Raw genomic sequence first — 22,995 nt, forward strand, 5'->3', positions numbered from 1 at the left:
AATCCCGTCCGGAAAGTTCATAGTTTGAGGGATGAGACGGGGCGGCCCGGGGCCGCCGTATACGGATCTATCCCTTCGAACGCATGGTTTCCGGCAAGAACGGCGACGGCAAGGTGCTCTATCTGCTCGATGCGATGGCACTGGCCTACCGGGCGCACTTCGTCTTCATCAGCCGTCCGCTCGTCAACTCGAAAGGCCAGAACACCTCGGCGGCCTACGGCTTCACGACGGCGCTGCTGCGCCTGATCGAGGAGCACGACATCGACCACATCGCCGTCGTCTTCGACGTGATGGGGGCGGGCGGGACGTTCCGGGACGAGCTCTACGAAGCCTACAAGGCCCACCGGGACCCGCCGCCGGAGGAACTGCTCGCCAACCTGCCGCTCATCAAGGAGATCGTCCGGGCGATGGACATCCCGGTCATCGAGCGCGAGGGGGTGGAGGCGGACGACGTGATCGGCACGCTGGCCCGCCGGGCCGAAGCCGACGGCGCCCACGTCGTCATCGTCTCTCCCGACAAGGACTTCCAGCAGTTGCTCTCCGAGGCCGTCTCCATCTACCGGCCCGCCCACCGCGGCGAATCCTTCGATCCCATCACCCTGGAGAGCTTCCGGGAAAAATATGGCCTCGAACCGCACCAGTTTATCGACATGCTGGCCCTGATGGGGGATGCCTCCGACAACGTGCCCGGCGTGCCCGGCATCGGTGAGAAGACGGCCATGAAGCTGATTCAGGAATACGGATCGGTGGAGAACCTGGTCGAGCACGCGGCCGAGGTGAGCGGCAAGCGGGCCCGCGAGGGGCTGCTGGCACACGCGGAAGACGCGCTCCTGAGCAAGCGGCTCGTCACCATCAAGACGGACGTGGACGTCGGGATCGACTGGGAAGCCCTGCACCGGAAAAGGCCGAACCTGGCCCGGCTGCGGGCACTGTTCCGGGAACTGGAGTTCAACACCCTCCTGCCGCGCGTCGAGGCGATGTTCGGCGAGGACGGGAAGGCCGGCACCCAGGGCGATCTGTTCGATGCCGGCGAAGAGGGCCACGCAGGGCGGTCCCCAGCAGAGGAGGAAGACCTCGCGTTCGATTTCGGTCCCTACGAACAGGTACGCGCGCACGATGCCGGGGCGGTCGACTACGCCGTCGTGCGTGACCGGAAGGCGCTGGACGACCTGGCCCGGACCCTGGCGGCGCAGCCGGTGCTGTCCCTGGATACGGAGACGACCTCCACCGAGGCGATGTACGCCTCGCTGGTGGGGCTGTCGTTCTCGTGGGCGCCGGGGCAGGGGCGGTATGTCCCCACGCCGATGCCCGACGGCACCCCCACCGAAGCCGTGCTCGATGCCCTCCGCAAGCCCCTGCAGCAGGCCCACAAGGTGGGGCAGAACCTCAAGTATGACCTGCTCGTGCTGGCCCGGCACGGCCTGCGCATCGAAGGGCCGCTCTTCGACACGATGGTGGCCCACTACCTCATCGCACCCGAAGACCCGCACGGCCTCGATGCCCTCGCCCGGCGCTACCTCAACTACCGGATGATCCCCATCAGCGACCTCATCGGCACGGGCAAAAACCAGCTTTCGATGCGGGACGTTCCTCTCGACGTCGTGGGCCCCTATGCCTGCGAGGACGCCGACGTGGCCCTCCAGCTCGTCGAGATCCTCCGGGCCCAGCTTGCCGAACACGAGCTCACCGCCATCGCCGAAGAGATGGAGTTTCCCCTGATCTACGTCTTGGCGGACATGGAGCTCACCGGCATCCGCGTCGATCCGGACGTGCTGGGCGAGATCTCGGCCCAGCTGGAGCGCGAGCTGGCCGAACTCGAAGCGCAGATCTACGAAGTCGCGGGGGAACGGTTCAACATCGGCTCGACGCAGCAGCTCGGCGAGATCCTGTTCGAACGGCTCGGCCTCCGCGTCGTCGCCAAGACGGCCACCGGGCGCCCCTCGACGAAGGAGCGCGTCCTGGAAGAGCTCGCCACCGAACACCCGCTGCCCGGGCTGATCCTGGACTGGCGGCAACTCGCCAAGCTCAAGAGTACGTACGTCGACAGCCTGGCCGCGCTCATCCACCCGGAGACCGGGCGCGTGCACACCACCTTCAACCAGACCGTCACGGCCACGGGAAGGCTATCGTCTTCCAATCCCAACCTCCAGAACATCCCGGTGCGGACCGAGCGGGGGCGGGAGATCCGCCGCGCCTTCGTGCCCGAGCCGGGCTGGCGCCTCGTCTCGGCGGACTATGCCCAGATCGAACTGCGCATCCTGGCCTCCCTCAGCGGCGACGAGGCCCTGATCGCGGCCTTCCGGCGGGGCGAGGACATCCACACCGCCACGGCCGCCCGCGTCTTCGGCGTGCCCCCCGGGGAGGTCACCCGCGAGCAGCGGCGCAAGGCCAAGGAGGTCAACTACGGTATTCCGTATGGCGTCTCCGCCTTCGGGCTGGCCCAGCGGCTGCGCATCCCCGTGAAAGAAGCGCAGGAGCTCATCAACCAGTACCAGCGATCCTTTCCCGGTGTGACGCGCTACCTGGCCGAGCAGGTCGAGAAGGCACGGCGGCTGGGCTATGTGGAGACCAAGCTGGGGCGGCGACGGTATGTGCCGGACATCAACGCCCGCAACCGGAACGTGCGCTCGGCCGCCGAACGCATCGCCGTCAACATGCCCATGCAGGGGACACAGGCGGACATGATCAAGCTCGCCATGGTGCGCATCCACCGCCGCCTCCACCGCGAAGGACGCCGCAGCCGCATGCTCCTGCAGGTGCACGACGAGCTGCTCTTCGAGGCCCCGCCCGAAGAAGTCGAAGCCCTCTGCGCGCTCGTCCGCGAGGAGATGACCGCGGCGCTCCCGCTCGACGTCCCCATCGAGGTCGACATCGGCGTGGGCGACAACTGGCTCGACGCACACTGAGACGGCAACTTTGTGGGCACCCGCCGGTACCAGAACACGACGGGGCCGTGCAGGCCGTGCGGCTTTCACCCTGGATACCTTTCCTTCACCTTGATCCCTGTTGAAAAGTATGGACGTCGTCATTCCTCCTGAGCATACGGAGTCATACGAGACCGAGGCCAAGGCGGCCGTGCTCAAGGAACTGGAGCCGCTCGTCAAAGACATGATGGACGAGCACCTTCGGAAGCGCCGGCTCTGGTTTCCGAGCGATTTCCTGCCCTCCGACGAGCAGATGGACGAGGACGAGCACCGCCTCCTCGGGCGCCTCCGCGAGCGGGCCCGCGGCATCGCCGACCCGGTGCGGGTGGCGGTCGTGCTCAACCTCCTCACCGAAGAGGGCCTGCCCCACTTCCACCGCCTGCTCTCAACCTACCTGGGCGACGAGAGCGTCTGGAACCGGTGGAACTTCATGTGGACGGCCGAGGAAGACCGGCACGGCTGCGTCCTGCGCGACTATGCCCGCGACGCCCGCCTGTTCAAGTGGCGCGAGGTGGAGATGATGCAGTATGCCTACCAGGAAGCCGGCTTCACCCCGGAGTGGGACCGCGACCCCTACCGCGTCTTCGTCTATACGACCCTCCAGGAACGGGCCACCCAGCTCTCGCACCAGAACACCGGCAAGCTCGTCGGCGACGACGAACCCCTGCTGAAGGGCATCCTCTCCAGCGTCGCCGCCGACGAAGCCAAACACTTCTCGTTCTACCGCAAGGTGTTCCGGGCCATTCTCGAGATCGACCCGAACCGGGCCCTGGAGTCGGCCCTGGCCATCATGCCGAGCATCGACATGCCGGGCGTCTCGATGCCGAACTTCAGGGACATGGCGGACATCGTGCGCCGGGCCGGCATCTACGGTCCCTGGGATTACAAGAAGATTGTGGAGGAAGCCATCTCCTTCTGGAAGATCGAGGTGATGACGGGGCTGAACGAGGCCGGGCGGAAGGCGCAGGAGAAGATTTTGAACATCCCGAAACGCCTGCAGAAGGTGGCCGAGTACATCGAGCGCCGGACGCAGATGAAGTCGTTCCGCTTCGACTTCATCTACGGGCGCGAACTGGCCATGGGGTGAGGCGGGCGGCTGCCGCTGGCTTGCCCGCGCCTTCGGATCGCCCGCCCGATGCACCACGAACCCGTAGGCCGAAGGAGGTTGTGTGCTTAAGCTTGCCCTGATCGCTGCCGGAGGTGCCGTAGGGGCCGTGCTGCGCTACGTGCTGTCCGGCCTGATCCAGCAGTGGGCGGGACCGGATTTTCCCTGGGGTACGCTGGGCGTCAACGTCGCCGGGTCGTTTGTGATCGGCTTGCTGTGGGCCCTGGCCGAATACGCGCCCTTCGGACCCCGCTGGACGCCCTTCGTCTTTGTCGGGGTCATCGGAGCGTTTACCACGTTCTCCACGTATGCGCTCGAGTGCGTCAACCTGTTGCGCGACGGAGAAGTGCGCCTGGCCCTGCTCAACCTGCTGGCGAGCAACCTGCTGGCACTCGGGGCGGTCGTCCTCGGCTTCTTCGCCGCACGTTCCCTGCTCACGCTGGCAGGGCGTTGAGGGCTTCGCCGGGGGGCGGGCTGGAAGGTCGAACATCGGAAGGCAAACGCAGACCGTCATGTCGTACGACCGCTTTGCGCCGGGGACGGGGTATGTGGATGTCGAATACCAGGGCGTGCCGCGGCTCATCGCCACGGGCGTGCTCGAGACCGGGGACGGGCTGCTGCTCGTCGATCCCGGGCCGGCGGTCTCCCTCGATGGGCTGCGGCGCAACATGGAAGCGGCCGGCTTTGCCTTCGGCGACGTGGCGGGGCTGCTCCTGACGCACATCCACCTCGACCACGCCGGCGCGACCGGCACGCTGGTGAAGGCGCATCCGGGCCTGCGGGTGTATGTGCACGAGATCGGGGCCCGGCACCTGATCGATCCTGCGCGGTTGCTCGCGAGTGCCCGCCGGATCTACGGGGACGCGATGGAGACCCTGTGGGGCGAGGTGCTCCCCGTGCCCGAAGCCAGCGTCGTGCGGCTGCGGGGCGGCGAGGCGCTTTCGCCCGGCGGACGCACGCTCCGGGTGGCCTACACGCCGGGCCATGCCGTCCACCACGTCAGCTATCTCGACGAAGCCAGCGGTACGGTCTTCGCCGGCGACGTGGCCGGGATGCGCGTCACCGGCGACCCGGTGGTGGTGCCCGTCACGCCGCCGCCGGACGTCAGCCTGGAGGCGTGGCAGGCCAGCCTGGACGTGCTGAGACGCTGGCACCCCGAACGCCTCTTCGTGACCCACTTCGGTCCCTCGGAGGACGTCGCCTGGCACCTCGATACGCTGGCCGGGCAGCTGACGGCGTGGGCGGAGCGGGTGCGCCACACCCTCGACGCCGCAGGCGACGACGCCGCCCGGGCGACGGTCTTCGAAAAAACCGTCCTCGATGAACTCCGGGCGACGCTCCCGCCCGGGCGACGGCGCCCGTATGAAATCTTCGCCCAGCCGGCCGGAAGCTGGTATGGCCTGGCCCGGTACTGGCGCAAGCGCGGGTGACGACGGCAACCCCGGTGGATCAAAAGCCCGCCTTTCCACGTTCGAGAGCCGGACGAGGACGCCGTCCCCCGGTGTTTGCTGAAATCTCCATAGCCACAACGACGGTTGTAGACATGCCTTATCCCGAAGCACTCGTTGCCCCGATGCGGGCGGAACTGACCCGGCTCGGTGTGGAAGAACTGCACACCGCGGCCGAAGTGGACGCTGCCTTCGAGGCCGCCGAGGATCAGACTATGGTGCTCGTGATCAACTCGGTCTGCGGCTGTGCCGCCGCCAACGCCCGCCCGGCCGTGGCCCTGGCCATGCAACACACCGTGCAGCCGGACAAATACGTCACCGTGTTTGCCGGGCAGGACCTCGAGGCGACGGCGCAGGCACGCAAATACCTGGCCGGCATTCCGCCGTCCTCGCCGTTCATCGCCCTGTTCCGGAACGGGGACCCCGTGTTCGTGCTCGAACGGCGTCACATCGAAGGGCGTTCGGCCAGCGCCATCGCCATGGACCTCGTCCGCGCCTATGACCGGTTCTGCGGGGACGAGGCGCCGGACGTCGACGAGCCGGAGCGACCCGGCATCGCCGAGGCGCCGTCCGCCTCGCCGGATCTGCCCTCCACGTTCCGCTCGATCCTCTGACACGGGGGCGCTCCGTGCCGTTCGGCGTGCACTCCGGCATGCCGAGAAAAGCCGGCCTTCTCTTCAGGGTCGGCTTTCGTATTTTTGTCCGGTAGCGTGGCCTTGGGGGGAGGGGCCGTCCCGGCGTGCCATGCGGCTTCATGTTGAAACGGTGTGAGGACCGGTCTCCATGCAGCAGATTGTCATTGGCATCGTAAGCGTGATCGTGCTCGGGATCAGCGCGCAATGGCTGGCCTGGCGCTTCAAGCTGCCGTCGATCCTGTTGCTGCTGGTCTTCGGTTTTCTGGCCGGGCCGGTGACGCGGTTGCTGCCGCCGGAATCGCTGCAGAGCGACTGGGTGTTTGCGTTCGTCTCGCTCTCGATCGGTATCATCCTGTTCGAGGGCGGGCTCAGCCTGCGCCTGCCCGAGCTGCGCGAGGTGGGCAAGGTGGTGTTCAACCTGATCACCATCGGGGTGCTGGTGACGTGGGTGCTGGCCGGGCTGGCGGCCTACTATGTGGCCGGCTTCAACCTGGGGCTCTCCATCCAGATCGGCGCCATCCTGACGGTCACCGGCCCGACGGTCGTCGTCCCGCTGTTGCGGCATGTGCGCCCCTCGGGGCGGGTCGGGGCGGTGGCCAAGTGGGAGGGCATCACCGTCGATCCGGTCGGGGCGATTCTGGCCGTGCTCGTGCTGGAGACCATCCTCCTGCTGAACCAGGGGGCGTCGGTGGTGGAAGCGGGGGGCGGGGTGAGCAATGCCGCGGTGCATGCCGTCGAAGGGTTGCTGCTGACGATCGCCATCAGCGTCGGAATCAGTGTCATCGGCGCGGCCCTGCTGATCCTGGTCTTGCATCGTCGCCTCGTGCCGGACTATCTCCAGAGCTCCATTGCCCTGATGGTCGTTGTGGGAACGTTCGCCCTGTCGAACGTGCTGCAGGAGGAATCCGGCCTGCTGGAGGTGACGCTGATGGGCATCATGATGGCGAACCAGAAGTACGTCCCGGTACGCCGGATCACCGAGTTCAAAGAGGATCTGCAGGTGCTGTTGATCGCCTGCCTGTTCATCGTCCTGAGTGCCCGGCTCGAACTGGAGGCCCTGGACTACCTGGACGAGCGGGCCCTGCTCTTCCTGGGGTTGCTGGTTCTGGTGGTCCGGCCCGTGGCGGTCTGGCTGTCCTCGCTGCGAACCAACCTCAACTGGCGGGAGAAGGTGTTTCTTTCCTGGATGGCGCCGCGCGGGATCGTGGCCGCGGCGGTGGCCTCGCTCTTTGCCTTTCGTCTCGAACCCATCTATCCCGGGCAGGTCGACGGGCTGGTACCCGTCGTGTTTCTCGTGATCGTCGGCACGGTGACCGTCTACGGGCTGACCATTTCGCCGCTGGCGCGGTATCTGGGGCTGGCCGAGCCGAACCCGCAGGGGGTGCTTATGCTGGGGGCGCACCTCTGGGCCCGGCGCATGGCCGCCCTGTTGCAGGAGCTCGGCTTCAAGGTGCTGCTGATCGACTCGAACCTCGACAACGTCGAGCGGGCCCGGCGCGGCCATCTGCCGGCCGTGCCGGTGAACGCCCTCTCGGAGTCGGTTCTCGACGAACTTGACCTCAGCGGCATGGGGCGCTTCCTGGCGCTGACGCCCAACGATGAGGTGAACGCCCTGGCTGCGTTGCATTTCGCCGAGGTCTTCGAGAGCACGTCGGTGTATCAGCTGGCCGGGCGCCCCGAAAACCTGCGCGACCCCCGAAACGAGCTGCCCTCGCACCTGCGCGGCCGGCCCCTCTTCGGGGGGCACGTGACGTTTTCGATGCTGAACGATCGTTTCAACCAGGGCGGCGAACTGGCGGTCGTGGAGCTGTCCGAGAAGCGGACGTTCGAAGCCCTGCAGGCCGAGTACGACGGCGATGTGGTGCTGCTCTTCGTGGTCCGCAACGGGAACCTGATCGTCAACGCCGAGGAGGGGCAGGTGACCCCGCAGCCCGGGGACCGGGTGATGGTCTTTCTGCCGCCGCGCATCCGGGAGCAGGCCGAGGCGGCCGAGGTGTCGTTCGAGCACCTGGTCACCCGGGCCTTTGTACTGGATCTGGAGGAGGCGCTTCCGTTCGAGGAACTCGTGGAGGAGGTGGCGGCCCTGTTTGCCCAGCGGCTCCCCGTGACGGCGGCCCGGCTGGCCCGTGGTTTCCTCGACGGGGCCCGCTACGGGGGGATGCCCGTGACGCGCGGCATGGCCCTGCCGCACCTGCGGGTACCCGAGATCGAAGAGCCCGAGCTGGTGCTGGTGCGCTGCCGGGACGGCATACACGCGCCCCGCTACGAGGCCGAGGGAGCCGGTGAGGAGAACGGCGGCGAGGCCGGGCATGCCGAAAAGGTCTATGCCGTCTTTTTCCTGGTCAGTCCCGAAGACAACCCCGGCAAGCACCTGCGCACCCTGGCCAACCTGGCCTCGCGGATCGACGAGTCCGGCTTTCGGGACCGCTGGTTGGCCGCCGGGGATGCCTTTCAACTCAAGGAGACGCTGCTCGACCGGGATCACTACCTGGTCGTCACCATCCGGGAAGACGACGAGACGTCCGCCTTCGCCGGCCGGGACGTCGAGGACCTGAACCTGCCGCCGAACTGTGCCGTCGCGCTGGTGCAGCGACAGGGCAAACAGTTTACGCCCAGCGGTTATACCCAGCTCCACACGGGGGACCGGATCATCATAGTCGGCGACGTGGCCGGGATTCGGGCCCTGCGGGATCGCCTGCACCGGCGGGCAGCCCGCCGGCGGACTCCGGTGAATTAACGGGCGCCGGGGGCGAGGAGCCGGTCGTATCGCAGCACGAGCAGGCCGTAGGTGAGCCCGCCGGCGGCGAGGGCCAGCGTCGTGAGCCAGGGATGCCCGGCCGGGAGCGCGGCGGCAATGAGGCCGAGGCCGGGCAGGCCGAGAAGGAGGTAGCGGCCGTAGGGGCGCAGGACGGCCGGCCACGGGACGGCCCCGAGCCGCAGCAGGACGAGCAACTGGCCCAGCCGCGCCGCGCCGCCCGCGATGCCGACGAGCAGGAGGCAGAAGCCGGCATTGCCGCTGCGCCCCCCGATGACGAGGGCCCCGACCAGCACGAGGAACATCAGCAGGCTCGTGAGCAGGTCGAGGCGCTGGCGTTCGAGGACGTCGAAGAGGCGGGTCAGGGGAGAGGCGACGGCGGACAGGAAGAGCCAGGGACCCACCCGTTGCACGTACGAACCCGCCGTGCGCCAGGCCTCGCTGAAGACGAAGGCGAACACGTCCGGTCCCGCGAGCAGGAGGGCCAGGGTCGGGAACAGGCCGGCCATGACGAGCCGCCGGTGGACGGTGGCCGTCAGGTCGGGCAGGGTGCCGTGGCGGTGGGCTTCGGCGGCATGGACGAAAAAGACCTGCGCGACGGCCCCGCCGATCAGGCTCAGCGGGATGAGCAGGGCGTTGAACGCGAGGCCGAAATGGCCCACCACTGCCTGATCGAAGAAGGCGAGCAGCAGCAGGAACGGCAGCCGGGTGACGAGGGCGCCGAGCAGGGCCGAAGGCATGGAGAAGGCCGGAAAGCGCCGGTAGCGCCGGGCCGCCGCCCACATCGGTGTCCACCGGAGTGCGTTGCGAAGCAGGGGGGCGCTCCGGTAGAGGACGGCACCTGCGAGTACTACCGCCGCGGCTGCGTGCCCGAGGACGAAGCCGCCGATGAGGCCGCCGGCGCCGGCCCGCCACGGCGGCAGCCCGGCCCCGATGCGGGTGAGCACCATGGTGGCGGTCTGTGTCACCTGGCCTGCCGAGATCGGGCGAAAGCGTTTGTTCCGGGTCAGCCAGACCTCGGCCAGCTTGGCGGCTCGCATGGCGAGCAAGGCCGGCGGGAGGAGCCACAGCCAGGGGGCCAGTGCCGGAGCTCCCAGCCAGGCCGCCAGGTCGTCACGCCAGAACAGCAGGCCGGCGGTAACGAGTACGAACGCGCCGGTAAGCAGCGCCGACAGGCCCAGCACCGAAACGGCTTCCCGGTCGTCTTCCGGCAGCATCAGCGCGTCTTCGTAGCGCAGAGAGGCCAGTGGCAGCAGCATCCCGACGAGGGCCACGAAGACGTCTGCCAGCCCGAAGGCGGCCGGCGTATACAGCCGGGTGAGCACCGGCCGGGCCAGATAGGCCAGCGCCAGCGCCAGCGCCGTGCCGGAGAGCAGGGTCAGAACCGAGGTGCGAAAGCTGCCGGGGGCAAACAGGTGGGTGAAGGGCCGTGTGAGGCGGCCTAACGTGCGGAGCAGCGGGCGCATCATGGTTCAGGGACCGTCGGGGAGCACGCGGTAGACGGTCCAGGTCCCGTGCCGGAAGACCTCGGCCAGGCCCCGGTGCGGCCAGGGCAGGCGGGTGCGCCGGACGACATAGGTGAAGCCGTACGTACCCGCGAGGCGGCGCAGCTCGTCGGCCGACAGGCCCTCGTAGGCGGCATCGAGGTGGGGAAGCACCGCCGCCCCGCCGCGCACGGGCGGGCGGATGGGGGCCAGGTCGGTCAGCCGCCGGTACCATTCGTCCATGAGCGCGTCCCGGAAAGGGTAGGCCTTGAAGTTGACGACGATCCCGCGCCGGGCACCCGCCCGGAAGCTGTCGATCGAAGGCGGCACGGCGAAGATGGCCTCTTCGGGGGTCTGGGTACGGGCCCATCGTTCCACCTGGGCCAGGGCCTCTTCCTGGTGGGCCAGCGGGTGCAGCCGCGCCAGCACGAACTCTTTCTGGGTGATCAAACCTACGAACAGGAAGGTCCACCCGGCAAGGGCGAGCAGGGGCGGCCAGGGCGTGGCAAGCAGGCCGCTGATTCGTTTCCACAGTCCCGTCGGCAGGAGCAACGAGCCAGCGGCGCCGAGAATGATCAGGAAAAGCACCTTGGCCAGCACGGTGGTCTTGAAGAGCTGGAGCTTGGTGACGAGGAGCACCGGCCAGGCCTCGGTGAAGAGCAGGCCCAGGCTGCACGCGACGGCGATCAGGGCCAGCACCAGGCCGACGAACGGAAGGTGGCGGAGCATCTTGCGTACCGGGGGAAAGGCCAGGGCCAGCAGGCCGCCGGCGGCCAGCAGGCCGAACCGCTCGGCGGCATGGGCGGAGAACGAGGACGGCAGGTAGTGGTGCGGGGCGCGGAAAGCCGCCAGGATGTAGAAGCGGGAGGGTGTTCCCGGCTCCGGCGAAGCGGTTGCGGTGAGCTGGTCGTAGAGAAGCGGCAACAGGGCCGGCGCGGCGAAGAGGACGTAGAAGCCGGCGAAGCGGCGCAGGCGATGAAGGGCCTCGGCACGCTCGGAAGCCTTCAGGCAGCGCAGCAGCAGGACCGTTCCCAGGAGCAGGGCCAGGTGGAGCCCGACGAGGGCCTGCATCCAGGTCGCCAGGCCGAGGAGGGCCGCCCCCCGGCGTGTGCGCCGGGTCAGCAGGGCCACTGTGCCCCAGAGGCCCAGTCCCCAGGCCGGCATGCTCGGCACCAGCATCCGGTGGACGAGGTCGTTCCCGCCGAGCGTCCACTGGGGCGTCAGCACCAGCGCCAGAAAGACCGTCGCCGTCGCCGCCAGCCGGTCGCCGGTCAGCACGTTCGCCAGGGCATAGACCGCCGCGGCGATCATGAACCACGTCACCGCGTACACCAGCAGCACCGCCAGCCAGACGGGCATCAGGCTCGCCAGCCCCTCCAGCAGGCCGACGAAGTACGTGCGCACGTTGAACCCCGCCGTCTGGGTCTGTACGAACCAGTCGTGGGACAGCAGCCCCGGATGCAGCCGGCTGAGCAGGTATGGCAGAAACTCGTCCTGATCGCTTCGCCCGAAGTCATATCCGAAGCGAACGAAATACAGCAACGCGGCACCCAGGACGGCGAAGGCAGGCTCAGCGTAGGCGTTGCGGGTGTCGGATCGCATGGCGTCACCGGCCGGGGGAGACAGCGGGGGCTTCGGCGCTCTGGCCGATCCCGCTAGTTTTCGTACCATGGATTCCGATCTTAAATCTTTGTTAATGAATCGAGAAGGCGGAGCAGGAGCGGGCGCGTCTTCTCGATGCGGAAATAGGGCGTCAGGTGCGGGCCGAACCGGCGCTTGAACTCGGCAATCGACGGGGTGTTGGCCCCGACGAAGTCGAACGTGACCATCCCTTCCCGGTGCAGGCGGGGCCAGAGTAGCCCCAGCAGCACGGTCATGGCCGGCCCCGGGCGGCTGCCGGCGAGCCAGTAGTGGGCGGTGCGACCGTCGTGGAGCAGGGCCACGGCCGCCTCGGGGATCCCCTCTTTGCGGGAACGCAGGCTGAAAAGGCGCACCAGGCCGGCCTCGTGCAGGCGGGTGACGAGCCCGGCCAGCGCCGCCGGCGGGACGGGAAGCGGGCGTCCCTGGCGGGCCAGGCTCTTCTGTACCAGGTGCACCACGACCCCGGCCTCTTCCGCCGTTTCGAGCCGGTAGGCTTCCCGGTGGTTGCGGAAAGTGCGGCGAGCGCCGGCGGACCATCCGTCCAGGAGCGTGGGCTCGTCGGCAAGCCGGATGCAGTACGTGTACAGCGGTGTGACGGACCAGCCGCGCCACCGGCAGACGCGGACGTCGGTCGTGGTCGGGTGCAGGTGCAGGGCCACCCCGTCGAAGTGCCGTTCCAGCGTGGCCAGCGCCGTCTCGAAGGCGGACGTGCGGGCGTGCAGGGCGGCCTCCGGTGGCATGTGACGAAAGACGAGGGGGGTAAAAGCCGTAAACGGCGGCACCACGGCCGTACGGTACGGGCCGCGCCGCCGCCGGAAAAGCAATACCCCGGCCTCATCCGTGCCGTTCACCTCGACGAAGAGCGCGGCGGCCTCGAGGTTCATCGTCTCGGCCAGGGCCCGGGCATAGGGCCATGCCGCGAAGGCGCACCGCTGCGGCGAGCAGGTCCAGAGCGTGTGCCACCGTGCTGCCGTGCCGGCGTCCTCCAGTGAAAGCAGGTGCGGTTCCTGACGCATAGGGCCGTAGCACGCTTCCCCGTTCGGGCACAGGATCCCGGCCGTGAGGCGAGCGCCGGGGGCCTGCCCTGCGCCGGAACGACGCCCGCCTCATGGCCGGGGGCCGGGACGAACCTAGAGAATGTACTGACTCAGGTCCCGGTTTTCGACCACCGCCTGCAGCTTTTCCCGCACGAGGTCCCGGTCGACGACGACCTTCCCGTCGGTGTGGCGATCCGGCACGTCGAAGAGGATGTCTTCAAGCAGGGTCGTCAGGATCGTGTGCAGCCGTCGCGCCCCGATGTTTTCGACCTGCTCGTTGACTTCGGCGGCGATGCGGGCGATTTCGCGCACGGCCTCGTCCGTGAATGCGATGTCCACTCCTTCGGAGGCCAGGAGGGCCTGGTATTGTTTCAGCAGGGCGTTCTTCGGCTGGGTGAGGATTTTGTAGAAGTCTTCCTCGTTCAGGCTTTTGAGTTCGACGCGGATGGGGAAGCGGCCCTGCAGCTCCGGGATCAGGTCACTGGGCCGGGCCACGTGGAAGGCGCCGCTGGCGATGAAGAGGATGTGGTCCGTCTTCACCATGCCGTATTTGGTCATCACGCTCGATCCTTCGACGATGGGCAGCAGGTCCCGCTGGACGCCTTCCCGGGAGACGTCCGGCCCGCCGCCGCGTGTGGCGGACCGTGCGGCCACCTTGTCGATCTCGTCGATGAAGACGATACCCGACTGCTCGACCCGCTCGATGGCCTCTTTCGTCACCTTGTCCATGTCGATGAGTTTCTGGGCCTCTTCCTGGGCCAGCACCTTGCGGGCCTCTTCGATCTTCATGCGCCGCTTTTTGCGGCGTTTGCCTCCCAGGTTGCCGAAGAGCTCCTGCAGGTTGACGCCCATCTCTTCCAGGCCCATCGGGCCGAAGACCTGCAGCATCGGGGTCTGGTCCGAGGCGATTTCGACCTCGACCTCCCGGTCGTCGAGTTCGCCGCGCCGGAGCATTTCGCGGAATTTGCGGCGGGTTCGCTCGCGCATTTCGTCCTCGTCGGGAGTGCCGGTGTCGTTTTCGGAGGCGCCGGGGGGGCGCATCAGGAAGCCGGGGCCGGAGACGTACTCGGGGGCGGTTTTCTTGGCCGGGGGGATGAGCAGGTCCAGGATGCGCTCTTCGGCCAGTTCGCGGGCGCGGTCCTGAACGGCCTGCGTGTGCTCCTCCCGTACCATGTTGACGGCGATGTCGGTCAGGTCCCGGATCATGCTGTCGACGTCGCGCCCCACATAGCCGACCTCGGTGAACTTGGTGGCTTCGACCTTGATGAACGGGGCGCCGGCCAGGCGGGCCAGCCGCCGCGCGATCTCCGTCTTGCCGACGCCGGTGGGGCCGATCATGATGATATTGTTCGGCACGATCTCTTCGCGCATTTCTTCGGGCGCGTTGAGCCGTCGCCAGCGGTTGCGCAGGGCAATGGCCACGCTCTTTTTGGCCTCCTGCTGGCCGATGATGTACTTGTCCAGCTCGGCGACGATCTGGCGGGGTGTCAGTTCGTGATGCATAACCATGGCGTGGTACTCGAAGGGTGGGGCCCGGAGGGGTTGCGCGGGCCGGGAAGCGCCTCGGGGAGGGCGGCGAGACGGCCGGGAAGAGGGCAGGGAGGCCCGGCGATCCCGTCAGAAAGCAAAAAGGAGGCGGCCTGTCGCCGCCTCCTTGCTAATGCGCGGAACGCGCGGAGGTTCTGCGAACATTGGGGAAAGTTCGCGTTCCGGCCGGTTACTCCCGGTCGGCTTTTTCGGCTTCCGGCTCTTCGTAGTCGTCGTACGGCGGGTCCGGATAGTCGTCCTCGTAGTCTTCGTAGTCGTCTTCGTAGTCGTCCTCGTAGTCGTCGTACGGCTCCTGGTATTCATCCTCCGGGTATTCGTCGGCCAGGCGTTCCTGCCGTTCGTAGAACTCCTGCTGGACCTGGCGGACGTCCGGGTGTTCGGTGTCGACGAGGAGGACGGTGTAGTCGTACGGGAACCCCCGTCGTTTTTCGAGCCAGACGGCGCCGGCGTCTTCGAGGTCGTTGATGATGGATTTCGGGTCGTGCTCGTCGTCTCCGAGCAGTTCGGAGAGCTTACGCAGCAGCGGCGTCAGGTAGACCTCTTCATACTGCCCGAAGTATTCTTCGATGATTTCGAGCGTTCGCCGGGCGGCGGGGTCGGTGACGGGCAGGTATTCGATGTTTTCGCGGGGTTCGCGGGTGAGGGGGCCGTTGCGTGTTTTCTGGCCGGCCAGGTCGCCCAGGATCTGCTGGCGTGTGGGTTCGCTGAGCAGGTTGCACAGGTCCACGAACGCTTCTTCCCCCAGGTAGGAGAGGGCCTCGGAGGAAGGGACCTCCAGCATGACCAGTAGCACCGTGCGCCCGTAATGGTTCAGGTGTTGCAACAGCGGCAGGTAGGTCCGGTCGCCGGTGACGACGGCGAAGGTGGTGATGTCTTCGCGCTGGTGGAGCACCTCCAGGGCCTCGGTACAGAGATGCAACTCGGCCGCGTTCGGCTGGATGGCGCTGGCCGTGAAGCGCGGCTCGACGTCCTGCAGCACGAGGGTGCGCTGGATGAAAGAGCCGTTGCCGCTGAGGGCGCTGAAGTCGGCAAAGGCTGCCGTCAGGTTGGTCGGGGTGCGCAGCTCTTCGAGGAGGTAGCGACGGAGTTCGTCGATCGCCTCTGCGATGACCGCATCCGGGTGGGTTCGCCCGTCGAGCCGCTCGACCAGGTTGGCGTACAGGTTCTCGTAGTCGACAAAGATGGCGGCCCTGCGATTCTGGTGACGGGACTGAACATTGGCGTATTTGGCGTAACGCATCGGACTGTTGGAGCAGATGGTGAATGAATATAGGTTGTAGGGACGGGGCGGCAACCACGCGTCCGGGGCCTGTTGTGTTGCTCCGAAACCGTATCTCCTTGGAGTCGGCCCTCCTCAAAATGTTACGTGTTCCGGGGCGGGGCCAGGCTGCCGGCCGGTGGCCGGGATGCGGAGGGTGGGGGGTGGGTTCTCCGCACGCCCGTCACGTCGGGGATACTTTGGCGTCGAGTTCGAGGACGGTCGTGTGATGGTTGGTATAGATGCAGATGTCGGCGGCGATGTGGAGGGCTTCTTCCACGATGTCGCGGGCGCTGAGGGTGCCGGCGTGCTTCATCATGGCCCGGGCGGCCGCCAGGGCATAGGGGCCGCCGGAGCCGATGGCCAGGATGCTGTCGTCCGGCTCGATGACGTCACCGTTGCCGCTGATGAGCAGCAGGCGTTCCGGCGAGGCCACCGCCAGCAACGCTTCCAGGCGGCGCAGGAACCGGTCCGTTCGCCAGTCTTTGGCCAGTTCCACCGCCGAGCGGGTCACGTTTCCGCCGTATTGTTGCAGCTTTTCTTCAAAACGTTCAAAGAGGGTGAACGCGTCGGCCGTGGCCCCGGCGAAGCCGGCCAGGATCTTCCCGTCATGGAGGGCCCGCACCTTCTGGGCCCGGTGTTTCATCACCGTCTCACCCAGGGTGGCCTGTCCGTCCGAACCAAGGGCCACCTTGCCGTTCCAGCGAACGCCGACGACGGTCGTGCCATGCAGGTGGGTCGGGGAAAAAGGAGGGAATGCGCGTGCCGTCAAGGAAGCCTGGTTTATCGAACGATGACCCTGTTTCACGTGGGCAAGGCAATGGGTGTTGCAAAAATACCTGTCATTACAAATAAAACCCGCGCTCTTCGACGGAGGTTCGCTTTTTTTCGATGAAAAAAAACACGCGGGTTCCCGCCGGAGTGGCGTCACGTTACCCCCGTACGGCGAGAAAAATCATGCTGATGCGCCGGCGGATTACGTTGACGAAGTACGCTACTAAAAAAGGGCCGGGGGGATATGGGAAAAATTCCCGTTTTGGCAATTTCCCGTGTGCCGGTCCGGGGCGGGTACCGGCGTCAGCGTCCCACGACCTGCGGCCGGGGGAGGCTCCGTTCGGGATCGGGCCGGTGCAGCACCACGAAGGCATAGGCGGCGTCGTCGAGCTCGGCATAGGGGCGCACGTAGATGAGCAATTCGTTGCGGCCCGGGCGCACGGCCACCGAGTCGACCACGCCGATCGGATAACCGGCCGGGAAGATACCGCTGTAGCCGCTGGTGACCACCCGCTGCCCCTTCCGGACCGGTTCGGTCTTGACCACAAACTCCATCAACAATTGTTCTGGATGTTTGCCCTCCCATCGGATGATGCCGTCGACCTGGATGGGCTGGATACGGGCCGGAACGCGGAAGTCGGTGTCCAGATATGTCATGACCTCCGCGTAGTGGGGGGCGACCAGGTGCACCCGCCCCAGGATGCCCCGTGTGTCGATGACGGCCATGTCTTCGGCGACGCCGTCTTCGGCGCCGGCGTCGATGCGGAGGCGACGGCGCTGGCTGTCCTTCGAGACGATGCGCACGGCACGGACCGGGAACGCGAGCGTGTCCCGGAGGCCGAGCAGCCGGCGCAGCCGGTCGTTTTCGAGGATGGCCTCCCGCGAACGGGCGACCTCGCTGGAGAGGCGGATGTTCTCGGCCCGCAGCCGGTCGTTTTCCTCCAGGGCCCGGATGAAGCCGCCGGCCCAGGCGAAGAGGCGCTCCACGCGGGCCGTGATTTGCAGGGCCTGGGCCCGCAGCCCCCGCACCACCGGCTCGTTCAGCGCCAGCATCGTCAGCACGGCGGTACCGAGCAGGACGAACAGGATCACCCAGTCGCGCAGTCGTTCCCAGAGGTTGGCGTACATCGGCACGGGAGGCCCGGCCCGGGACGGCAAGCGGCCGCCGCGGGCCCTGCCGGGCGGCCCGCCGCAACCCGGCCCGACCGGTCAGGTGAGCACCTTCTCGTATTTTTCCGGGTCTTCGAGCACGGCCCCGGTACCCCGGACGACCGCGGTCAGCGGGTCCTCGGCCACGTAGACGGGCAGATCGACCCGGCCCTTGATGAGCGTGTCGAGCCCCTTGAGCAGCGCGCCGCCCCCGGTAAGCATGATGCCGCGTTCGAGGATGTCGGCACCGAGCTCCGGCGGGGTGCGCTCCAGGCACCGGATCACCGCCGCGGCAATCTGGCTGATGCCCTCGCGAAGCGCTTCGCGCACGTCTTCTGAAGAAATCTTCCGCACCTTCGGGATGCCGCTGACGAGGTCCCGTCCCTTGACGGACACCTCCAGTTCGGGATCGAGCTCGACGGCACTGCCCACCTCGCATTTGATCCGTTCGGCCGTGCGCTGCCCGATGAGCAGGTTGTGGTTGCGCTTGAAATATTGCACGATGGCGTTGTCGAGCTCGTTGCCCCCGATCCGGATCGACTCGTCGATGACGATGCCGGAGAGGGCGATGACGGCGATCTCGGTGGTGCCGCCGCCGATGTCGACGATCATGTTGCCCACCGGCTCGTGCACGTTCAGCCCGATCCCGATCGCCGCCGCCATCGGCTCGTCGATCAGGTAGACCTGCCGGGCGCCGGCATGTTCGGCCGAGTCCCGGACGGCCCGTTTCTCGACCTCGGTGATCCCGCTCGGCACGCAGACGACCATCCGCCGGATCGCCGTGATCCAGCTCGTCTGCACTTTCCGGATCAGGTGCCGGATGAGCTGTTCGGCCACCTCGAAGTCGGCGATGACCCCGTCCTTCAGGGGGCGGATCGTCTCGATCTCGCGGTGGGTGCGCTCGTGCATCTGCTGGGCCTCGTGCCCCACGGCGATCACCTTGCGCGTGCTCCGGTGCACGGCCACGATGCTCGGTTCGTTCAGGACGATGCCCCGCCCCTTGATGTAGATCAGCGTGTTCGCGGTGCCCAGGTCGATGGCAACGTCGGTTGCAAAATTGAGGAAGCCCATGAACGTCTCAGGAATACTGCGAAGCCCGGTGCGGGAACCGGGACGGGATGAGGATGGCAGGCCGGTTCGGCCGGTATTGCGCAGGACCCGGCAGCGCCCGGGCACGTGCCGCCCGGCCGGGGCAAGTATCGACCGAAAAAAGGCCGGCCATACCCCGCCTTACCGTCTTTCTGTGCGAAAAAGATCCCGCCGGACGGAATATACTACATTCCCGGGCGGATGCTAGTGCCGGAAATGGCGTTTTCCCGTAAAGACCATGGCGACGTCGTGGGCATTGGCCGCCGCGATGACCTCCTCGTCGCGGATGGAGCCCCCGGGCTGGATGACGGCCCGGACCCCCTGCCGGACCGCTTCGAGCAGGCCGTCGGCAAAGGGGAAGAAGGCGTCGGAGGCAACCACCGCGCCGGTGAAGTCGAGGCCGGACTTGCGGCCTTTCAGGACGGCGATCTCGGAGGCGTCGATCCGGCTCATCTGCCCGGCACCGATGCCGAGGGTGGCCCGGTCCCGGGCGTACACGATGGCGTTGCTCTTGACGTGCTTCACCACGCGCCAGGCGAAGTCTAGGTCGCGCCATTCGGTTTCGGTCGGTGCCCGCTCGGTGACGACGCGGCAGCGGCCCCGCAGGGCCTCCGGGGCTTCGAGCACCGGATCCCGCTCCTGCACCAGCAGGCCGCCGAGCACGGACCGCACGTCGAGGCCCGCATCGTGGCGTGCCGGCGCCCGCCGGCGGATGAGCCGGCGGTTCTTTTTCTGCCTGAGAAAGTCGAGCACGTCCGTTTCGAAGTCCGGCGCGATGATGATCTCGGTGAAGACGGCGTCGATGGCTTCGGCGGTGGCGCGGTCGAGCGGCCGGTTGACGACGACGATGCCGCCGAAGGGCGATTGCCGGTCGGTGGCGAAGGCCCGGACGTAGGCCTGTGCCAGCGTTTCGGCCGTGGCCACCCCGCACGGGTTGGTGTGCTTGAGGATGGCACACGTCGGGGGGGCGCCGGCGAACTCGTCGATGAGGAGGAGGGCCGCGTTCAGGTCCAGCAGGTTGTTGAAGGAGAGGTCTTTGCCGTGCAGTTGTTCGAAGAACGGGGTCGGGTCGCCGTAGAGGGCAGCCGCCTGGTGAGGGTTTTCGCCGTAGCGGAGCACCTGGGCACGCGGCAGGGTGAGGGAGAGCGTTGCGGGAAGGGGGGCGGGGTCCGCCGCCGTGCGGGCAAAGTAGGCGGCCACGGCGCGGTCGTAGGCCGCCGTGTGGGCGAAGGCCCGGTGGGCCAGGCGTCGCCGCGTCGCCAGCGAGAGCCGGCCGCCGTGGGCCTCCAGCTCGCCGGCGACGGCGGCATAGTCCTCCGGCGAGGTGACCACGCCCACGAAGAAGAAGTTCTTCGCCGCCGCCCGCACCATCGCCGGGCCCCCGATGTCGATGTGCTCGACGGCCACGGCGTCGGACACGTCGTCGCCGGCGGTGGCGGCCTCGAACGGGTACAGGTTGACCACGACGAGGTCGATGGGCTGGATGCCGTGCCCGGCAAGCTCGGCCTGGTCGTCCGGGTCGTTGCGGCGGGCCAGCAGGCCGCCGTGCACGGCCGGATGGAGCGACTTCACCCGGCCGTCCAGGATTTCGGGGTAGCCGGTCAACTCGGACACGTCGCGCACCGGCAACCCGGCCTCGCGGAGCACCCGGGCCGTGCCGCCGGTCGAGAGGAGCTCGATCCCGTGCCCGTGCAACCGCCGGGCGAAGTCGACGAGCCCGGTCTTGTCGTAGACGGACAGCAGGGCACGGCGGATGGGCTGGAGGTCGTCGGGCGGGGGCAGGTCCTTGATGCGGATCATCGATGCGGCAGGTGGTGAGAGAAAAAGGGGCAAGGCGTTCGAAAACGGCGCCCCAACATAAGCGCACCGCTCCGGGAGGTCCACCCAAATTTGTGAGAAATCAGGCGGCCGGTGCACGCCCGGGTGGGGCGGTCGGCTGCCGGGGACTGCCGGCGGGCCCGCGGTGCGCGATGTCAGTCCGCCAGCACGAAATCGATCTCGCGGGTTTCGAGGTTGGCTGCCGCCACGCGGACCCGCACCGCATCGCCCAGGCGGAAGGTGGTGCCGGTCGAGAGGCCGACCAGGGTGTAGGTGCGCTCGTCGTATTCGTAGTAGTCGTCGTCCAGGTCGCGCACGTGCACCATGCCCTCGACCAGCAGGTCGGTCAGTTCGACGAAGATGCCGAAGCCGGTCACGCCGCTGACGACCCCGTCGAACGTCTCGCCCACATGGTCGGAGATGTACTCGACCTGCTTGAGCTTGACCGATTCGCGTTCGGCCTCGACGGCGGCGCGTTCGCGCTCGGAAGCGTGTTCGCACCGGGCCTGCAGTTCCGCCACGTCCGGTTTTTTCTCCCCGGCCGCATAGGCTTTCAGGAGCCGGTGCACCATCAGGTCCGGGTAGCGCCGGATCGGGCTCGTGAAGTGGGTGTAGTAGGGGAAGCCCAGGCCGAAATGCCCGATGTTTTCCGTGCTGTATTTGGCCTTGGCCATGGCCCGGAGGGCCGCTTCTTCGATCACGGGTTCCTGGGGCGTGTCTTTGACGTCCTGGAGCAGCGCGTTGAGCTGTTTCGGGTTCACCCGCCCGTCTTTCACGTCGAGCCGCAGCCCGAAGGCCCGGATGTAGGCGGCCAGCTGGCTGATCTTCTCGGCGTCCGGCTGGTCGTGGACGCGGTAGACGAAGGGGGGTGCCTGTTTGCGTTTGCCGATGTGTTCGGCCACGGTGCGGTTGGCCAGGAGCATGAACTCTTCGATGAGGCGGTTGGCGGCCATGCGTTCTTTTCGGACGATGCGTACCGGATGCCCGGCCTCGTCGAGGATCACCCGCACCTCGGGCAGGTCGAAGTCGATGGAGCCGGCGGCCAGGCGCTTTCGGGTGAGGGTTTGCGCGAGGCGGTTGGCCAGGCGCACGTCGCCGGCCAGCGGATGGTTGCGGTTACGGCCTTCGATGATGGCCTGGGCCTCCTCGTAGGTGAACCGTTGCCGGGAATGGATGAGGCTCTCGCGGATGCGGTAGCGAACCACCTTGCCGCGCGGCGTGACCTCCATGATGCAGGAGAAGGTGAGCTTGTCCTCCTCGGGACGGAGCGAGCAGACGCCGTTGGAGAGCTTCTCCGGCAGCATGGGGACGACGCGGTCCACCAGGTAGACGCTCGTGCTGCGCCGGAAGGCTTCCTCGTCGAGGGCCGAGCCGGGGCGCACGTAGTGGCTCACGTCGGCGATGTGGACGCCCACCTCGTAGTTGCCGTTTTCGAGCTTTTCGATGTGGATGGCGTCGTCGAAGTCCTTGGCGTCTTCCGGGTCGATGGTGAAGATGCGCTTCTTGCGCAGGTCCAGCCGCCGCGCGACTTCGGCGCGGGGGATGCGGTCGGAGAGGGCAGCGGCCTCGTCGAGCACGGCCTTCGGGAAGTCGGTGCGCACGTCCATGCTGAGGGCCAGGGCCAGCACGCGCACGTTCGGGTCGTCGGCCCGGCCGATGATCTGGAGGACGCGGCCCTCGGGGCGGGCGTGCGGGTCATCGAACAGGTCGATGGAGACGAGGACCTTGTCGCCGTCGCGGGCGCCGTGGAAGGCTTCGCGCGGCACGTAGATGTCGTGCACGAGGCGGATGTCGTCGGGCCGGACGAGGGCGAAGTGGCCCTGCCGGAAAAAGGTGCCGACGGTCTGGGTGCGCCGGCGTTCGAGCACCTCGAGCACCTCCGCCTCGCGCTTGAGGTCTCCCCGCCGCCGGGCGGCCAGGCCGATGCGCACCCGGTCGCCGTCCAGCGCCGTGCCCATGCGGTGGGCGGGGATGAAGTAGTCTTCCGCATGACCTTCCACGGTGACGAAGCCGAAGCCCCGGGGATGCACGCTCAGCGTGCCTTCCAGCTGCTTCGGCCGGGGACGGAACGTGTACCGGTTGCCCTTCTCGCGGCCGACGAGGTGCTGTGTGGCCAGGTCGGAGAGGGTTTCCCGGAACAGGTTGTACGTGTCGTTGTCCGTGTAGCCGAGGTGACGGGCGATCTCTTTCGGCCGGTAGGCCTTGTCGCCGTTGTTCCGCAGCAGGCGCAGGATCGCCCGGCGCATCTCCTGGCGGGTGGGAGGCGCCTTGACGGTTTGCACGGCTTGCCGGGAGGCCTTCCGGGTCTTCTTACCGGATCGGGTGTTTTT

16 protein-coding genes are annotated in these 22,995 nt (G+C 67.5%); 6 read left to right on the forward strand and 10 right to left on the reverse strand.

Annotated elements, in window-relative coordinates:
• Nucleotides 1-83: 83 nt before the first annotated feature.
• From polA to GQ464_RS15785, 6 genes are all read left to right on the forward strand, one after another.
• Nucleotides 84-2,906 (forward strand): DNA polymerase I, encoded by a 2,823-nt coding sequence (gene polA / locus GQ464_RS15760; RefSeq protein ID WP_166977083.1) that lies wholly within the window; start codon nucleotides 84-86, stop codon nucleotides 2,904-2,906.
• Nucleotides 2,907-3,015: 109 nt separating this feature from the next.
• Nucleotides 3,016-4,011, forward strand: a complete 996-nt coding sequence (locus GQ464_RS15765; RefSeq protein ID WP_166977085.1) for an acyl-ACP desaturase — start codon at nucleotides 3,016-3,018, stop codon at nucleotides 4,009-4,011.
• 82 nt (nucleotides 4,012-4,093) lie between these two features.
• Nucleotides 4,094-4,483, forward strand: coding sequence for a fluoride efflux transporter CrcB (gene crcB, locus GQ464_RS15770; RefSeq protein ID WP_166977087.1), 390 nt, complete (start codon nucleotides 4,094-4,096; stop codon nucleotides 4,481-4,483).
• A 58-nt stretch (nucleotides 4,484-4,541) separates the two neighbouring features.
• Entirely contained in the window at nucleotides 4,542-5,459 is a 918-nt protein-coding gene (locus GQ464_RS15775) for an MBL fold metallo-hydrolase (RefSeq protein ID WP_166977089.1), read from the forward strand.
• 113 nt (nucleotides 5,460-5,572) lie between these two features.
• Nucleotides 5,573-6,091, forward strand: a complete 519-nt coding sequence (locus GQ464_RS15780; protein WP_166977091.1) for a BrxA/BrxB family bacilliredoxin — start codon at nucleotides 5,573-5,575, stop codon at nucleotides 6,089-6,091.
• Nucleotides 6,092-6,260: 169 nt separating this feature from the next.
• Nucleotides 6,261-8,849: a cation:proton antiporter domain-containing protein gene (locus tag GQ464_RS15785; protein ID WP_166977093.1), complete on the forward strand. Its 2,589-nt coding sequence runs from the start codon at nucleotides 6,261-6,263 to the stop codon at nucleotides 8,847-8,849.
• Here the strand turns inward: GQ464_RS15785 and GQ464_RS15790 are convergent.
• The 10 genes from GQ464_RS15790 to rnr all read right to left on the reverse strand — a co-directional run bounded on the left by GQ464_RS15790 (nucleotide 8,846) and on the right by rnr (nucleotide 22,947).
• Nucleotides 8,846-10,336, reverse strand: a complete 1,491-nt coding sequence (locus GQ464_RS15790; RefSeq protein WP_166977095.1) for a lipopolysaccharide biosynthesis protein — start codon at nucleotides 10,334-10,336, stop codon at nucleotides 8,846-8,848. The two genes, GQ464_RS15785 and GQ464_RS15790, sit on opposite strands and share 4 nt — an antisense overlap.
• A gap of 3 nt (nucleotides 10,337-10,339) precedes the next feature.
• Nucleotides 10,340-11,953, reverse strand: coding sequence for a DUF6798 domain-containing protein (locus GQ464_RS15795; protein ID WP_166977097.1), 1,614 nt, complete (start codon nucleotides 11,951-11,953; stop codon nucleotides 10,340-10,342).
• 80 nt (nucleotides 11,954-12,033) lie between these two features.
• On the reverse strand, nucleotides 12,034-13,008 hold the full coding sequence (locus GQ464_RS15800; RefSeq protein ID WP_166977099.1) for a GNAT family N-acetyltransferase: 975 nt from the start codon (nucleotides 13,006-13,008) through the stop codon (nucleotides 12,034-12,036).
• 114 nt (nucleotides 13,009-13,122) lie between these two features.
• Complete coding sequence (hslU, locus tag GQ464_RS15805) at nucleotides 13,123-14,538, reverse strand: ATP-dependent protease ATPase subunit HslU (protein WP_279308424.1); 1,416 nt, start codon at nucleotides 14,536-14,538, stop codon at nucleotides 13,123-13,125.
• A 208-nt stretch (nucleotides 14,539-14,746) separates the two neighbouring features.
• Nucleotides 14,747-15,817 (reverse strand): NYN domain-containing protein, encoded by a 1,071-nt coding sequence (locus GQ464_RS15810; protein WP_166977101.1) that lies wholly within the window; start codon nucleotides 15,815-15,817, stop codon nucleotides 14,747-14,749.
• Between the two features lie 202 nt (nucleotides 15,818-16,019).
• Complete coding sequence (hslV, locus tag GQ464_RS15815) at nucleotides 16,020-16,607, reverse strand: ATP-dependent protease subunit HslV (protein WP_228350357.1); 588 nt, start codon at nucleotides 16,605-16,607, stop codon at nucleotides 16,020-16,022.
• Nucleotides 16,608-16,912: 305 nt separating this feature from the next.
• On the reverse strand, nucleotides 16,913-17,737 hold the full coding sequence (gene mreC, locus GQ464_RS15820) for a rod shape-determining protein MreC (RefSeq protein ID WP_228350358.1): 825 nt from the start codon (nucleotides 17,735-17,737) through the stop codon (nucleotides 16,913-16,915).
• A gap of 81 nt (nucleotides 17,738-17,818) precedes the next feature.
• Nucleotides 17,819-18,829 carry a rod shape-determining protein gene (locus tag GQ464_RS15825; RefSeq protein ID WP_166977103.1) on the reverse strand — a complete coding sequence of 337 codons (1,011 nt, stop codon included), beginning with the start codon at nucleotides 18,827-18,829 and terminating at the stop codon, nucleotides 17,819-17,821.
• A 222-nt stretch (nucleotides 18,830-19,051) separates the two neighbouring features.
• Nucleotides 19,052-20,647, reverse strand: a complete 1,596-nt coding sequence (gene purH / locus GQ464_RS15830; RefSeq protein WP_166977105.1) for a bifunctional phosphoribosylaminoimidazolecarboxamide formyltransferase/IMP cyclohydrolase — start codon at nucleotides 20,645-20,647, stop codon at nucleotides 19,052-19,054.
• Between the two features lie 173 nt (nucleotides 20,648-20,820).
• Nucleotides 20,821-22,947, reverse strand: a complete 2,127-nt coding sequence (gene rnr / locus GQ464_RS15835; RefSeq protein WP_228350359.1) for a ribonuclease R — start codon at nucleotides 22,945-22,947, stop codon at nucleotides 20,821-20,823.
• Nucleotides 22,948-22,995: the final 48 nt, after the last annotated feature.

This window comes from Rhodocaloribacter litoris (assembly GCF_011682235.2).
GTDB classification, from domain to species: domain Bacteria; phylum Bacteroidota; class Rhodothermia; order Rhodothermales; family ISCAR-4553; genus Rhodocaloribacter; species Rhodocaloribacter litoris.

Excerpts from the sequence above, each read along its gene's own strand:
- polA (WP_166977083.1), top strand. The coding sequence starts at position 84 with ATGGTTTCCGGCAAGAACGGCGACGGCAAGGTGCTCTATCTGCTCGAT.
- GQ464_RS15765 (WP_166977085.1), top strand. The coding sequence starts at position 3,016 with ATGGACGTCGTCATTCCTCCTGAGCATACGGAGTCATACGAGACCGAG.
- GQ464_RS15775 (WP_166977089.1), top strand. The coding sequence starts at position 4,542 with ATGTCGTACGACCGCTTTGCGCCGGGGACGGGGTATGTGGATGTCGAA.
- GQ464_RS15780 (WP_166977091.1), top strand. The coding sequence starts at position 5,573 with ATGCCTTATCCCGAAGCACTCGTTGCCCCGATGCGGGCGGAACTGACC.
- GQ464_RS15785 (WP_166977093.1), top strand. The coding sequence starts at position 6,261 with ATGCAGCAGATTGTCATTGGCATCGTAAGCGTGATCGTGCTCGGGATC.
- GQ464_RS15790 (WP_166977095.1), bottom strand. The coding sequence starts at position 10,336 with ATGATGCGCCCGCTGCTCCGCACGTTAGGCCGCCTCACACGGCCCTTC.
- GQ464_RS15795 (WP_166977097.1), bottom strand. The coding sequence starts at position 11,953 with ATGCGATCCGACACCCGCAACGCCTACGCTGAGCCTGCCTTCGCCGTC.
- GQ464_RS15800 (WP_166977099.1), bottom strand. The coding sequence starts at position 13,008 with ATGCGTCAGGAACCGCACCTGCTTTCACTGGAGGACGCCGGCACGGCA.
- hslU (WP_279308424.1), bottom strand. The coding sequence starts at position 14,538 with ATGGTTATGCATCACGAACTGACACCCCGCCAGATCGTCGCCGAGCTG.
- GQ464_RS15810 (WP_166977101.1), bottom strand. The coding sequence starts at position 15,817 with ATGCGTTACGCCAAATACGCCAATGTTCAGTCCCGTCACCAGAATCGC.
- mreC (WP_228350358.1), bottom strand. The coding sequence starts at position 17,737 with ATGTACGCCAACCTCTGGGAACGACTGCGCGACTGGGTGATCCTGTTC.
- GQ464_RS15825 (WP_166977103.1), bottom strand. The coding sequence starts at position 18,829 with ATGGGCTTCCTCAATTTTGCAACCGACGTTGCCATCGACCTGGGCACC.
- purH (WP_166977105.1), bottom strand. The coding sequence starts at position 20,647 with ATGATCCGCATCAAGGACCTGCCCCCGCCCGACGACCTCCAGCCCATC.